We start from the raw sequence: 14,024 nt of genomic DNA, 5'->3' as shown, positions 1-14,024 counted from the left end.
CGGCACGTGTTGTACAACTAATATTCCATATATTGTGCTGAAATACAACATGTGCCGGCGATGTCGGTAGGGTGGACGCACGAATGCACGACGACTCGACCCAGGGGGACCGATGAGCAGCGCAGACGAACACGCAGTGACCGCGAAGGCGGCGGAGACGAACCGAGAGGACGATCGCCGGATCCCGGCCCGGTTCGCGGATGACAGCCCGCTCCCGGGCGCCGGCCCGATCCAAGCGTTCCTCCGCTTCTGGAAGCGGTATCCGATCTTCACCGGGCGGGCCAGCCGGAGCGAGTTCTGGTGGTGGGTGGTCGTCCACGCCGTCATCGTCACCGCACTCCTGGTGATCGGACGCGGTGTCGACGTCGCGACCGGGGTGACGGCCGGTTTCTGGGAGGGTCAGGTCACCGAAGGCCCCGCCTGGGGCGTCCAGAGCATCCTGTCGGGGATCTGGGGTCTCGCGACGATCATCCCGGGGCTGTCGCTGAACGCACGCCGCATGCACGACACGGACCACAGCGGCTGGTGGCAGCTCATCAACCTGGTCCCGATCTTCGGGTGGTTCTTCTTCATCTGGCTCGCGGCGCAGCCGAGTGACCCGGGCGGTGCCCGCTACGACACGGGGCCGAACCGCGAGGGCGCCCAGATCAAGCCGGCCGACGCTCCGCAGTGACCCGCCGGTTCGGGAGGACCGTGTCGGCGATCGCGGCGAGGACGAGCACCACCGTGCAGAGACACCCGAGGACGAGTTCCCCGAGCTGTGGGGCGAGGAACGCGGCGACCGCGCAGCCCGCGAGCATCGCGAGGCCGATGACCGGCGCGAGGGGGACGGCACGGTCGACGACGAACCGGAACAGCGACAGCCCGAGCAGGTAGAGGACCGGTCCGCCGAGGATGACGACGCCCGCGGCGAGTTCGACGGCGTCGGCCGGTCGGTCGAGGATCTCCTTGTCCCCCACCGAGACGAGCACGATCCCGGCGACGATCACGACGTGGGCGTAGCTGTATCCGTCGCGCGCGATGCGTCCGAGACGGCCCGGCCCCCGTCGCCCGGGTCGGCCTCCGTCGCGGTCGGCGCGGTCGCCCTCCTCCTCGGCGGCCTCCACCGCTCGGCGTCCTGCCGCCTCCGTGCGGTGGAAGTACAACCACCACAGCGCGACCGCGGAGACGAAGGCACTCAGCATCCCGACGACGGCGGCGGCCGACGTCTCGAGCTCGACGAACGCGAACCCGGTGACGAGCAGTGACTCGCCGATCGCGATGATGATGAAGAGCGACGCCCGCTCGGAGAGGTGCGCACCGGAGAGCTCCCAGCTCTCGACCTTCGAGGCCCGCACACCCGGCAGCCGGAATCCGAGCGCCCCGCCGCCGTACTCGATGGCGACGGCGCAGATCCAGAACGCCAGTTGCCAGTCGGCCGGCACCAGCGCGCCGGCGATCCAGAAGACCGCGGCGAACGCGGTCCAGACGAGGACGCGCGCGAAACTCAGGGCCACGTCGCGGTCGTGCCGCCAGGTCGCCACGACCATGAACAGCGTCCGGACGAGCTGGAGCGCGACGTAGGCGACGGCGAACGCCAGCGCGCGGTCGGTGAACGACGCCGACACCGACACCGCCGCGACGAACGCCAACAGGCCGAAGCCGATGAGCGCGAGTCGCACCGCGAGCCGTTCCGGGTCGAGCCAATTCGTCACCCAGCTCGTGGACACCCAGGACCACCAGAGCGCCAGGATGAGGACGATCGACTCGAGGGCGGCGGTGATGCTCTGGTCGTCGGCGATGAGCTTGCTCAGCTGGGTGAGCGCGAAGACGAAGACGAGGTCGAAGAACAACTCGACGAAGGTGACGCGCTCGGCGCGTTCACCGGACTCCGGACGACGGAGATCGGAGACGAGGCCGAATCTGGGGGCGGGCATCTTCGTATCCTGGCAGGCATTCCACGGAGATCCGGGGAGCGACCGAGGAGGGGTCCCGGTGCCGACGCCTCCCCCTCGGATTCGTCGACACCGGGTCGTGCTCGTCGCGAGCTGCGGGGACAGAGCCCGACGACCACCCTGCGAGCGTAGCAAGAAGTATTCCAGATGCACAAGGTCCAGAAGCATCATCGGAATATCGACGGTCACCGGCGGGTTGCGTCCGGAGGCCGCGTCGTCCGCGTGCCGCACCCCCACGAAAGGCATCACCCGTATGGATCTCTTCGCCCCCGTCCGACTCGGCGATCTCGAACTCGCCAACCGCGTCGTCATGGCCCCGCTCACCCGCATGCGGTCCGGAGCCGACGGCGTCCCCGGCGACCTCGTCGCCGAGCACTACAGCCAGCGCGCAGGACTCGGGCTCATCATCACGGAGGGCACCTACCCGAGCGCCGAGTCGCGCTCCTACCCGGGCCAGCCCGGCATCGTCACCCCCGAGCAGGTCGAGGGCTGGCGGGGCGTCGCGGAGGCCGTGCACGGCGCAGGCGGGCTCATCGTCATGCAGCTCATGAACGGTGGCCGTGTCTCGCACACCGACATCACTGGCACCGACCGCATCGTCGCGCCGAGCGCGATCGCCATCGCCGGCGAGGTCCGGACACCGGCGGGCGCCCAGCCGTACCCCGTCCCGCACGCGCTGACCACCGAGGAGCTCGACACGGTCCGCGAGGAGTTCGTCCAGGCCGCCCGCAACGCGATCGAGGCAGGACTCGACGGCGTCGAGCTGCACGCCGCGAACGGCTACCTGCTGCACCAGTTCCTCTCCCCCGTCTCCAACGTGCGCGACGACCGCGCCGGAGGCAGCCCGGAGGCTCGCGCGTCGTACGTCGCCGAGGTCGTCAGCGCCGTCGCCGAGGCGGTCGGTGCAGCGCGCGTCGGCATCCGCATCTCCCCGATGAACGGCGCCGGTGACACGGCGGAGACCGACGAGGCCGACGTCCGCGCGACCTACGAGGCACTGCTCGACGCCCTGGCACCGCTCGGCCTCGCCTACCTCAGCATCCTCCACGAGGACCCGGCCGGCGCGCTCGTCCAGGACCTGCGCGGTCACTTCGGCGGCAAGCTCATCGTCAACAGCGGCTTCGGCACCGTCACGACGCGCGACGAGGCGATCGCCCTCGTCGAGCACGCGCACGCCGACGCCGTCGCCGTCGGGCGTCTCGCCATCGCGAACCCCGACCTCGTCGAGCGTTGGGCGGGCGAGCACGAGGAGAACACGCCGAACCCGGCCACCTTCTACGGCCCGGGCGCCGAGGGCTACACCGACTACCCGCGCCTCGCGAGCTGATCACGCTGAGGTGAGGCACCTCATCGCTCGACACCACGTCGGGCGACGAGGTGCCTCACCTCAGTCCGCCCGCGGCGCGTGCGACTCGAGGAACTCGTACACCTCGACGGAGTCGACCCCCGGGAAGGATCCGGTCGGCAGCGCCGCCAGCAGACTCGTCGGCGTCCGCGCCGCCGGCCAGGCTTTCCCCTCCCACCGGTCGGCGAGCGCCGGCGACGCCCGACGACAGCATCGCTCGTCGGGGCAGTTCGAGGTGGACCGATGCGGCGTCTCGCGTCCGCGGAACCACTTCACGTGCGCGAACGGGACGCCGACGCTGACCGAGTACTCGCCCTCCTTGGCCTTCTCGATCCGCGAGGTGCACCAGAAGGTGCCCGTGTCCATGTCCGTGTACTGATACCAGGGGCTGAATCGGTCCTCGACGTCGAAGACGGTCCTGGCCGTCCAGTTGCGGCAGACGAGCGAGCCCTCCACCGCCCCGAGGACGTCGGACGGGAACGTGACCCCGTCGTTCTCGTACGCCTTGATGATCGTCCCCGACTCGTGCACCTTCATGAAATGCACCGGGAGTCCGAGGTGCCTCGTCGCGAGGTTCGTGAAGCGGTGCGCGGCGGTCTCGTACGACACCGCGAACGCGTCGCGCAGGTCCTCCATCGAGATGCGCCGGAGCTGTTTCGCCTCACCGAGGACGCGCACGGCGTCGCGCTCGGGCAGCAGGATGGCCGCCGTCAGGTAGTTGGTCTCGACGCGCTGCCGCAGAAAGTCCGCGTAGTTTCCCGGCTCCTCGTGTCCGCACAGGTGACTGGCGAACGCCTGGAGGATGGGTGATCGCGAGTCACGGGACATCGAGGGTTCGGTCGGCAGGTAGATCCGACCGTTGCGCCGGTCGGTGACCGAGCGCGTCGAGTGCGGCAGGTCGCCGACGTAGTGGAGCGAGAACCCGAGGTGCTGTGCCATCTCCGCGACCGTCTGGTGCGAGACCGGCCCTCCGGTGTAGCCGACGGCGTCGAGCAGTCCCTTCGCGACGGCCTCGAGGTCGGGGAAGTGGTTGTCGGCCGCCCGCATGTCCGCCCGGAGGACCGCGTTGGCCCGGCGCGCCTCCTCGGGCGTCGCCGCTCGCTCCCGATGCAGGCGGGCGACCTCATCGTGCAGTGCCAGCGCGGTGCGGAGCGTCTCGTCCGCGGTCCCTTTCGAGACGCGGATGGGTGCGATCCCGAGGGCGGAGAAGACGGGGCCCCGCTGGGCACGCTCGACGGCGATCTCGAGCGCGGCGCGGTCACTCGGCGGTTCGTCACGGAGCAGGTCGTCGACGGTGGTGCCGAGGGCGGTGGCGATGACGCGGAGCATCGACAGGCTCGGCTCCCGATGCCCGTTCTCGATCGCCGACGCCTGGGACGGTGCTCGGTCGATCGCCTGCGCGAGGTCGTCGAGCGTGAGGCCCGCGCGCGATCGGGCATCGCGGATCCGGCGCCCGAGGACGAGGGCGTCCGCGTGCGGAGCAGGTCCGTCACCAGGGGTGGCGGAGGCGGGTGGAGCAGCGGCGGTGCTGGTCATGGTGATCATGCTCACACGCGCCGGTTGTTCCGGCAAACAGAAGGTCGGCCGTTCTTCTGTCCACGGATGACGTCCGTCGGGGTTGCGGCGAGCGCAGGATCGTTCCCACAGCACGACCCGCCCCACCGACCTCGACACCACAGGAGTCATCGTGAGCAACGAAGCCACCCGACCGACCGACCACCGCACGCCCCTCCGCGCCGGCGACCAGACGCAGACGGCCGAGGAACTGCAGCGCGAGTGGGACACCGACCCGCGCTGGGACGGGGTCCGTCGCGACTACACCGCCGAGGACGTCGTCCGCCTGCGCGGCGGTGTCCGGGAGGAACCGACGCTCGCCCGCCGAGGGGCGGAGCGGCTGTGGAACCTCCTCCACACCGAGGAGTGGGTTCCTGCACTCGGCGCGCTGACCGGCAACCAGGCCGTGCAGCAGGTCCGGGCGGGCCTGCAGGCGATCTACCTCTCCGGATGGCAGGTCGCCGCCGACGCGAACCTCTCCGGTCAGACCTACCCCGATCAGAGCCTCTACCCGGCGAACTCGGTTCCGGCGGTCGTCCGGCGGATCAACAACGCGCTGCTCCGGGCCGAGCAGATCGACTTCGCCGAGCGAGCCGTCGGGGAGACGCCGGGATCCAAGGCGATCGACTGGCTCGCGCCGATCGTCGCCGACGCCGAAGCGGGTTTCGGTGGACCGCTCAACGCCTACGAACTCATGGCCGGCATGATCCAGGCCGGCGCCGCGGGCGTCCACTGGGAGGACCAGCTCGCGGCTGAGAAGAAGTGCGGCCACATGGGCGGCAAGGTGCTGGTGCCGACGAGCCAGCACATCCGGACCCTCAATGCGGCCCGGCTGGCGGCGGACGTCGCCGGCGTCCCGACCATCGTCATCGCCCGCACCGATGCACTGGCCGCCACGCTCCTCACGAGCGACATCGACGACCGCGATCTGCCGTTCCTGAACGGGAACCGGACCCCGGAAGGCTTCTACGAGGTGGAGAACGGCATCGGTCCGGTGCTCGCTCGCGGCCTCGCCTACGCGGAGTACGCCGACCTGCTCTGGGTCGAGTCCGCGGAACCCGACCTCGACCTCGCCCGTCGGTTCGCCGAGGCCGTCCACGAGCGGTTCCCGGGCAAGCTGCTCGCCTACAACTGCTCGCCGTCGTTCAACTGGAAGTCGCACCTCGACGATGCGCAGATCGCGTCCTTCCAGCGCGAGCTCGCCGCCATGGGATACGCGTTCCAGTTCATCACCCTCGCCGGCTTCCACGCGCTGAACCACTCGATGTTCACCCTGGCGAGCGACTACAAGGAACGGGCCATGAGCGCCTACGTCGACCTCCAGGAAGCCGAGTTCGCCGCAGAGGCCAGCGGCTACACCGCCACCAAGCACCAGCGGGAAGTCGGTACCGGCTACTTCGACCTGGTCGCGACCGCCCTCAACCCCGGCAGCGCCACCCTCGCCCTCGCCGGGTCGACCGAGGAACAACAGTTCCACTGAAACAGACCAGCCCCGCCCTTCGACAAGCTCAGGGACCGCTCGAAGGGCCCACCCGACGCACGACCATCCGAAACGGAGTCACCCCATGAACACCATGCTCGCTTCCCCGTCCACACCCACCACCGCGCCGGTGCCCACGCAGCGCACCGGCCCCGCCATCGAGGTCGTCGGTCGTCTCGGGGACCGGTACGAGGAGATCCTCACCCCGGACGCCCTCGCCTTCCTCGCCGAACTGCACCAGCGGTTCGCGGGTGCGCGCCATGACCGCCTCGCCGAGCGCATGCGCCGACGCTTCGAGATCGGGAACGGCCGCGACCCGCGGTTCCGCGATGACACCGCGGCGATCCGGGAGGACCGCTCCTGGCGCGTCGCCGGCGCCGGGCCAGGTCTCGAGGACCGCCGGGTCGAGATCACCGGCCCCACCGATCCGAAGATGACGATCAACGCCCTCAACTCCGGCGCGAACGTCTGGCTCGCCGACCAGGAGGACGCGACGAGCCCGACGTGGGCCAACGTCATCGGTGGTCAGCTCTCGCTGCGCGACGCCGTCCGCGGTGAGCTGACGTTCACGAACGAGGCGGGGAAGGTGTACCGCGTCACCGCGACGGAGACGCCGACGATCGTCATGCGACCGCGCGGCTGGCACCTCGTGGAGAAGCACCTGCGGTTCATCGACCGATCCGGGGCGGCGATGGCGGCCTCCGGCGGCCTCGTCGACTACGGCCTCTACATCTTCCACAACGCCCGACCGCTCATCGACGCCGGCCGCGGGCCGTACTTCTACCTCCCGAAGTTGGAGTCGAGCGAGGAGGCGCAGCTCTGGGACGACGTCTTCACGTTCACCGAGGAACGCCTGGGTCTCGACCATGGGACGATCCGCGCCACCGTGCTCATCGAGACGCTGCCGGCGGCGTTCGAGATGGACGAGATCCTGTACGCGCTCCGCGACCACTGCGCCGGTCTCAACGCCGGTCGGTGGGACTACATCTTCTCGATCATCAAGAACTACCGGGGGCGCGGTGCCCGGTTCGTCCTGCCCGACCGCAGCGAGGTGACGATGACGGTGCCGTTCATGCGCGCCTACACCGAGCTCCTCGTGCAGACGTGCCACCGCCGCGGCGCGCACGCGATCGGCGGGATGTCCGCGTTCATCCCGAACCGGCGTGATCCGGAGGCGACGGCGCGCGCGATCGAGAAGGTCTCAGCCGACAAACGCCGCGAGGCAGGCGACGGCTTCGACGGGACCTGGGTGGCGCACCCGGACCTCATCGAGACCGCCAGGGCCGAGTTCGACGCGGTCCTCGGTGATCGTCCGAACCAGCTCGACCGCCTGCGGGAGGACGTGTCGGTGACACCGTCGCAGCTCCTCGACGTCCGCATCGGTCGCGCGGTCACGGACGCCGGTCTCCGCGACAACGTGTCGATCGCCGTCCGCTACCTCGACTCCTGGCTCCGCGGGATCGGCGCCGCGGCCATCGACGGCTTGATGGAGGATGCGGCGACGGCGGAGATCAGTCGATCGCAGGTGTGGCAGTGGATCCACCAGGACGTCGCGACCGACGACGGCCGTCCGATCACCCGTGAGCGGGTCGAGGACCTCCTCGACGAGCTCCTCGCCTCGCTGCCCCGCACCGCGGACGACCGCTTCGACGATGCCGCCGAGCTGTTCCGCGAGGTCGCGCTCAGGGACGAGTTCCCGACCTTCCTCACCGTTCCGGCGTACACGCGGTACCTCGTCGACCCGGCGTAGGTGCACGGCGTCCACAACTCCTGCTCGCCATGGACCGTCAGCTCCGGCCCGCGCACCATCCACGCGCAGCGGTCGAGGCCATCGGTGCTGGCGCAGGAGTTGTGGACCGACGCACGGCGGTTCCAGCGCCCTTGTCCGGTCCGCACGGGCCCCCGTAGAGTCGGGCGTATGACCCAGAACGTGCAGGAAGCATCGACCGTCGGGAACATGTCGCCGGGTGGGCCGTCGTCGGCACTCCAGCAGGCGCATCGATGGAACGCCTCGAGCCGCTACGGCGCCTCGCTCGTCGCGATCATCCTCGGAGCGTACCTCGTCATGCGCGCACCCCTGAACGTCATGTGGCTGCAGCCGGCCAGCGATACGGAGGTGATCGGGAACTTCGTCCTCGAGTTCGTCGTCGCCGGCGCCGTCCTCCTCGGAGGTGTGTCACTCGCCCCGGTGTCGGTTGGTCGTCGGCTGATCGCGGCCGCGGTCGTCGTGGCCTGTCTCGCGTTCCACGTCGTGGGATCCGCGACGGCGAGCATCTCGACGCCGCCGTTCCTGCTGTTCGCGTCGTTCGCCGTGACCCTCGGTGGACTCGCAGGCGCGGCCGCATGGCTGATCGTCCGCGGACGATCCTGGCCGACGCTGATCCTGCTCCTCGCGTTCGCGGTCCTTCCAACACTGGCCGAACGGCTGAGCTACACCGGTTGGTCGGGTGTCGTCCGTGAGGAACTCCTCCTGATCGTCTCGGGACTCATCGGCATCGGCGTCGCCTGGGCCGGCGCCGCCATCGACCGCACCCGATCCGTGTAACCGCCGAGCGACGGCGTCACGCACTGTCCTCGCGACACCGGGTTCGGTACGCTCGGAGTCGTGCCTGAATCGACTCCCACGCCCCGCCTGTCCACGAAGATCTCAGCGATCGCCGAGTCCGCCACGCTGAAGGTGGACGCGAAGGCGAAGGCGCTGCAGGCGCAAGGCCGATCGGTGATCTCCTACGCGGCGGGCGAGCCGGACTTCCCGACACCCGAGCACATCGTCGAAGCGGCGCTCGTCGCCGCCCGCGACCCGAAGGCGCACCGGTACACCCCCGCGGCCGGCCTGCCCGACCTCCGCGCCGCCATCGCGGAGAAGACGCGCCGCGACTCCGGCCTCGAGGTCGACCCGAGCCGCGTCATCGTCACCAACGGCGGTAAGCAGTCGGTGTACGAGGCGTTCCAGGTCCTCTTGAACCCGGGCGACGAGGTCATCGTCCCGACTCCGTTCTGGACCACCTACCCCGAGGCCATCGCCCTCGCCGACGGTGTCGCGGTCGACGTCTTCGCCGACGCCTCGCAGAACTACCAGGTCACGGTCGAACAGCTCGAGGCGGCGCGCACCCCGCGCACCAAGGTCCTGCTGTTCGTCTCCCCCTCGAACCCGACCGGGTCCGTCTACTCCCCGGAGCAGACGAAGGCGATCGGCGAGTGGGCGCTCGAGCACGGCATCTGGGTCATCACCGACGAGATCTACCAGAACCTCACCTACGACGGCGTCCGCGCGACGTCGATCGTCGAAGCGGTGCCCGAGCTCGCCGAGCAGACGCTCCTCGTCAACGGCGTCGCCAAGACGTATGCGATGACGGGCTGGCGCGTCGGGTGGACCGTGGGCCCGGCGGACGCGATCAAGGCGCTCGGCAACCTCCAGTCGCACCTCTCCGGCAACGTGAACAACATCGCGCAGCGCGCGGCGATCGCGGCCCTCACCGGTCCGCAGGAAGCCGCTGAGGCGATGCGTGAGGCGTTCGACCGCCGCCGCAAGCTCATCGTCGGTGAGCTCAACAAGATCGACGGCTTCGAGACGCCGACCCCGCAGGGCGCCTTCTACGTCTACCCCGACGTCACGGCGCTGCTCGGCCGCACGTTCGGCGGCGTGACGCCCACGACGTCGCTCGAACTCGCCGACCTCATGCTCGACCAGGCCGAGGTCGCGGCCGTGCCCGGCGAGGCGTTCGGGCCGTCCGGCTACCTGCGCTTCAGCTACGCACTCGGCGACGACCAGCTGCTCGAGGGCGTCCAGCGTCTCCAGCGCCTGTTCGCGTCCTGACCTGTGGTCCGCTCGCTCGTCTCCGGGCGAGCGGACCTCGGCAGCGTCAGATCGTGGCGCCGACCGCCACGGGCTCGGGCTGCAGGAGGACGCCGAACTCGGCGTGGACGCGCGCCTGCACGAATCGCGCGAGCTCGGCGACCTCGGTGGCGGTCGCCCCGCCCCGGTTCGTCAAGGCGAGCGTGTGCTTCGTGGAGACCGCGGCGTGCGATCCGGGGAGCGCGAACCCGCGACGGACGCCGGCCCGCTCGATCAGCCAGGCGGCCGAGAGCTTCGCGAGGCGCTCCACGGGAGCCGGTCGGGGCGGGTTGACGACCTCGCCGAGCGGGAAGACGTACTCGGTGTCGTCGTCGGCCGCCGGGTCCACCGGCCACCACGGGGCGTCTCCCGGCAGCGACCGGGCGACGTGCTCGGACACGATCGGGTTCGTGAAGAACGACCCGGCGCTGGCGGTGTCGGGGTCGTCGGGGTCGAGCACCATGCCCTTCGACGCCCGGAGCGCGAGCACCGTCGTGCGCACCTGGGCCAGGCGGACCTGCTCGCCGACCTCCACGCCGAGCGCGAAGGCGAGCTGCTGATAGGCGATCGGTGCGGCCAGGCCGTCGGCGCCGACATCGTCGAGGTCGATGATGATCGCCACGACCACGCCGGAGCGCTCAGGCTCTCCGCCACCGTGGCGCTTCAAGACCGAGGTCCGGTAGCCGAGCCCGAGCTCCGCGGCGGGAACGCGCTCGACGGTCTGCGACTCCTCGTCGAGCAGGTCGACGGCGACGAGCGACGACACGATCTCCTGCCCGTAGGCGCCGATGTTCTGCACGGGCGCAGCCCCGCAGGATCCCGGGATGCCGGAGAGTGCCTCGATGCCCGCCCAGCCGTGCTCGACGGTGAAGGCGACGAGCGCATCCCAGTCCTCACCGGCCTGCACCCGCAGGCGGACACGGCCGGACGGGGCGTCGAGGCGTTCGATGCCGCGGTTCGCCGCCCGGATGACGGTCGCGTCGAGGGGCTCGTCGCCGATCAGCAGGTTCGACCCGCCGCCAAGCAGCAGCCACGGCTGGTCGGTGTTCCAGACGTCGAGCACGGCATCGATCAGCTCAGCCTCGCTCGTGCACTCCACGAAGGCGGCGGCGGGCCCGCCCACCCCGAGGGTGGTGAGCTCGCTCAGACGGATGGCGTCGTTCATGATCCTCCGGGTCAGGCGAAGCTGATGACCAGCTGCGCCTTGCCGAGCACCGTCTGCTCGGCGTAGGTGACGGTGAGGTCGACGCGCGCGGTGTTGGCTTCCTCGTCGACCTTGCCGACCTTGGCGACGATCTGGAGGTCGGCACCGGTCTCGGGGTCGACGACGACCGGTCGGGTGAACCGCACCTGGTATTCGAGCACCCGACCGGGGTCGCCGATCCAGTCGACCACCGGCTGGGCCGCGATCCCCATCGTCAGCATGCCGTGGGCGAGCACGCCCGGCAGCCCGACGGATGCGGCGACGTCGTCGCGGTAGTGGATGGGGTTGAAGTCTCCGGAGGCGCCGGCGTACCGCACGAGGGCGTCGCGCGTCAGGTGGACGGTCCGCTCCGCGACGACGTCTCCGACAGCCGGCATGGACGGGGTCTGCTGCACGTCGCTCATCCTTCGTCTCCTCGCACCACGAGCGTCGAGGTCGCTGTGACCACCGGCTCGCCGGTGGCGTCGGTCATGACCGAGTCGCACGTCACCATCGAGTGGCCGCCCAGGGACTTCACCGCGGTGACGGTCAGCTGCGCGGTGAGCTCGTCGCCGGCGACGATCGGACGGTGGTGCACGAAGCGCTGGTCGCCGTGGACCACCCGGGTGAAGTCGATACCCGCGTCGGGTGCGGCGAGCAGTTGCTGGAGCGTGTGCTCCTGGACGACGACGGCGAAGGTGGGCGGCGCCACGACGTCGGCGTATCCTGCGGCGCGGGCCGCCTCCGGGTCGAGGTTGATCGGGTTCGTCGCGAAGACGGCCCGCGAGAACTCGCGGATCTTCTCGCGTCCGACCAGGTACGGGGCGACGGGCGGGAAGACCCGACCGGCGAGCTCTGGGTTCACTGACACGCCCTCCAGCCTACCCGCTGCCTCGGCTCGACGAACGGGCACGGATGGACCGGCGAGGGTCGGTCAGGAGCGCTTGAGCGCCTGGAACACCATGCGGATGGCGATGACCACGAGGAACGCCGCGAAGAGCAGGTTGCCGACGAACGGCGGGACGACCGACGCGACGATGGCGCCGAGGGCCGTGGTCGTGCAGGCGGCGACACCGATGATCGCTGCGGCCGTCAGGTCGACGTTGCCTCGCCTGACGTTGCCGATGGTGCCGGAGATCGCGGTCGGCACCATCATGAGCAGCGAGGTGCCCTTCGCGATGAGGTCGCTCGCGCCGAACAAGAGAATGAGCATCGGCACGACGACGACCCCGCCGCCGATGCCGAGCAGCCCCGACAGGACGCCGGTCAGGAAGCCGAGCACGATGAGGCCGATGATCGAGCCGACGTGCAGATCGATCTCGGCTGTGCGGGACGGGACGATGAGGAACAGCGAGACCACCACGACGAGCAGGAAGCCGATGAAGCCCCACTGGAGCGCCTTCTTGGGGAGCTTGGAGAGGAGGTAGCTGCCGAGTTGTGCGCCGCCGATCGCGCCGACCGCCAGGAGGATCGCCGCCACCCAGTCGACGGTGCCGTTCACCGCGTAGGACACGACGCCGACGAGCGAGGTCGGGACGATCGCCGCGAGCGACGTTCCGGCGGCGAGCCGCTGGCCGAAGCCGAGCAGGAAGACGACGGCGGGGACGATGAGGATGCCGCCGCCGACCCCGAACAGCCCGGAGAGGAATCCGGCGGTCAGTCCGATGCCGATGAGCCAGGCGATGCCCGACGGGGAGCGGACCGGACGGCCGGTCGGGTCGCTCCCGCTCACTGCGCGCTGGAGCCGGACAGCGCCGTCTCGAGCGAGGGCGTCGTGCGAGCGGTACCGGCGTCCAGGAGCGACCAACCGGAGTCCGTCGCCTCGATGACCGACACGGAGCAGTTCTCCAGCGGCGGGACCGTCGTACCGGAGAGGTGGCTGAGCGTGAGTCGGATGAGCGTGCCGTGGCTCACGACGAGGACGTTCTGCCCGGGGAAGTCGCGTGCGATGGCGTCGATGCCGCGGAGTCCGCGTTCGATGACCGACTCCTCGGTCTCGAGGTTCGGGTACTGGTGGTCTGGCCAGTTCTCGAGGACCATCTGCGCCGTCGCGCCCTCGGCGTCGCCGTAGTGGCGCTCGACGACGTCGGGGTAGGTGGGGCCGAGTTCGAGACCGAGCGCGTCCGCGATGATCTGCGCGGTCTCGCGTGCGCGCCCCAACGGGGAGCTGACGACGACGTCCCAGGTGCCGGTGAGCCGCGGGGCGACCGTCGCCGCCTGCTCCCGCCCGGTGTCGTTCAGGGGGATGTCCGTCGTGCCCTGCAGCCGTCGTTCGAAGTTCCAGGCGGTCTGTCCGTGACGGATGAGGGCGATGGTCATGTCTCCAGCCTAACCGGCGTCGGACCGAGCGCCTCCGGTCTCAGGACGACAGGGGGCGCACGACTCGACGTCGGCGTCCTTGGCCCATCGGATCCGGATGGGGCCGCGGACCGTCTCGCGGTCGACCGCCTCGTCGCCCTGCGTGATCCGCACCCGTCCTTCTTCGACCAAGCGCCAGGCGACCCGGCGGGTGTCGTCCATCAGCGCTCGCCAGTCGTCGCCACCGACCGCTCGAGCGACGTCGGACGGACAGATGGACGAGGTCGCGGCCCGCTTCCCCAGCAGGTCGAGCATCGTCGACTCCAGGAGGTCGTCGTCTACGGCTGCCGCAGGCGTCGGGTCCGGTGCGGCTTCGTCGGTCATGGTCCCAGTAT

General features: G+C 70.2%; 14 protein-coding genes. 6 read left to right on the top strand and 8 right to left on the bottom strand.

Features of this window, described 5'->3' with window-relative positions:
- Nucleotides 1–112: 112 nt before the first annotated feature.
- Nucleotides 113–673 (top strand): DUF805 domain-containing protein, encoded by a 561-nt coding sequence (locus ITJ66_RS15080; protein WP_194645133.1) that lies wholly within the window; start codon nt 113–115, stop codon nt 671–673.
- Here the strand turns inward: ITJ66_RS15080 and ITJ66_RS15075 are convergent.
- A complete protein-coding gene (locus ITJ66_RS15075) occupies nt 648–1,916 on the bottom strand; it encodes a low temperature requirement protein A (RefSeq protein ID WP_194645132.1) in 1,269 nt (422 codons plus the stop codon). The two genes, ITJ66_RS15080 and ITJ66_RS15075, sit on opposite strands and share 26 nt — an antisense overlap.
- 271 nt (nt 1,917–2,187) lie before the next feature.
- Here ITJ66_RS15075 and ITJ66_RS15070 point away from each other — a divergent pair, with 271 nt between their 5' ends.
- Nucleotides 2,188–3,261, top strand: a complete 1,074-nt coding sequence (locus ITJ66_RS15070) for an alkene reductase (RefSeq protein WP_191941770.1) — start codon at nt 2,188–2,190, stop codon at nt 3,259–3,261.
- A gap of 60 nt (nt 3,262–3,321) precedes the next feature.
- Here ITJ66_RS15070 and ITJ66_RS15065 read toward each other — a convergent pair whose 3' ends face one another.
- A complete protein-coding gene (locus ITJ66_RS15065; RefSeq protein WP_194645131.1) occupies nt 3,322–4,815 on the bottom strand; it encodes a helix-turn-helix transcriptional regulator in 1,494 nt (497 codons plus the stop codon).
- A 151-nt stretch (nt 4,816–4,966) separates the two neighbouring features.
- Between ITJ66_RS15065 and aceA the strand changes: the two genes are divergently transcribed.
- The 4 genes from aceA to ITJ66_RS15045 all read left to right on the top strand — a co-directional run bounded on the left by aceA (nt 4,967) and on the right by ITJ66_RS15045 (nt 10,130).
- Entirely contained in the window at nt 4,967–6,313 is a 1,347-nt protein-coding gene (aceA, locus tag ITJ66_RS15060; RefSeq protein ID WP_194645130.1) for an isocitrate lyase, read from the top strand.
- Nucleotides 6,314–6,407: 94 nt separating this feature from the next.
- The gene (aceB, locus tag ITJ66_RS15055) at nt 6,408–8,063 is read left to right on the top strand and encodes a malate synthase A (protein ID WP_194645718.1); all 1,656 of its coding nucleotides are present in this window, start codon (nt 6,408–6,410) and stop codon (nt 8,061–8,063) included.
- 168 nt (nt 8,064–8,231) lie between these two features.
- The gene (locus tag ITJ66_RS15050) at nt 8,232–8,858 is read left to right on the top strand and encodes a hypothetical protein (RefSeq protein ID WP_194645129.1); all 627 of its coding nucleotides are present in this window, start codon (nt 8,232–8,234) and stop codon (nt 8,856–8,858) included.
- A 60-nt stretch (nt 8,859–8,918) separates the two neighbouring features.
- The gene (locus ITJ66_RS15045; protein ID WP_194645128.1) at nt 8,919–10,130 is read left to right on the top strand and encodes a pyridoxal phosphate-dependent aminotransferase; all 1,212 of its coding nucleotides are present in this window, start codon (nt 8,919–8,921) and stop codon (nt 10,128–10,130) included.
- A gap of 46 nt (nt 10,131–10,176) precedes the next feature.
- Here the strand turns inward: ITJ66_RS15045 and ITJ66_RS15040 are convergent, their stop codons facing one another.
- The 6 genes from ITJ66_RS15040 to ITJ66_RS15015 all read right to left on the bottom strand — a co-directional run bounded on the left by ITJ66_RS15040 (nt 10,177) and on the right by ITJ66_RS15015 (nt 14,013).
- On the bottom strand, nt 10,177–11,313 hold the full coding sequence (locus ITJ66_RS15040) for a UDP-N-acetylmuramate dehydrogenase (protein WP_194645127.1): 1,137 nt from the start codon (nt 11,311–11,313) through the stop codon (nt 10,177–10,179).
- Nucleotides 11,314–11,324: 11 nt separating this feature from the next.
- On the bottom strand, nt 11,325–11,756 hold the full coding sequence (locus tag ITJ66_RS15035) for a MaoC family dehydratase (RefSeq protein ID WP_228501940.1): 432 nt from the start codon (nt 11,754–11,756) through the stop codon (nt 11,325–11,327).
- Complete coding sequence (locus ITJ66_RS15030) at nt 11,753–12,202, bottom strand: MaoC family dehydratase N-terminal domain-containing protein (protein ID WP_191941776.1); 450 nt, start codon at nt 12,200–12,202, stop codon at nt 11,753–11,755. Before ITJ66_RS15030 ends, ITJ66_RS15035 begins: the two co-directional genes overlap by 4 nt.
- A 63-nt stretch (nt 12,203–12,265) precedes the next feature.
- Nucleotides 12,266–13,063: a sulfite exporter TauE/SafE family protein gene (locus ITJ66_RS15025; protein WP_191941777.1), complete on the bottom strand. Its 798-nt coding sequence runs from the start codon at nt 13,061–13,063 to the stop codon at nt 12,266–12,268.
- On the bottom strand, nt 13,060–13,650 hold the full coding sequence (locus ITJ66_RS15020; protein WP_079003262.1) for a histidine phosphatase family protein: 591 nt from the start codon (nt 13,648–13,650) through the stop codon (nt 13,060–13,062). Before ITJ66_RS15020 ends, ITJ66_RS15025 begins: the two co-directional genes overlap by 4 nt.
- Before the next feature lie 9 nt (nt 13,651–13,659).
- Nucleotides 13,660–14,013 carry a DUF3253 domain-containing protein gene (locus ITJ66_RS15015; protein WP_191941778.1) on the bottom strand — a complete coding sequence of 118 codons (354 nt, stop codon included), beginning with the start codon at nt 14,011–14,013 and terminating at the stop codon, nt 13,660–13,662.
- Nucleotides 14,014–14,024: the final 11 nt, after the last annotated feature.

Source organism: Plantibacter sp. VKM Ac-2885, from assembly GCF_015351205.1.
In the GTDB taxonomy this organism is placed as follows: Bacteria; Actinomycetota; Actinomycetes; order Actinomycetales; family Microbacteriaceae; genus Plantibacter; species Plantibacter auratus.
This window is presented reverse-complemented; position numbering and strand designations above follow the sequence as displayed.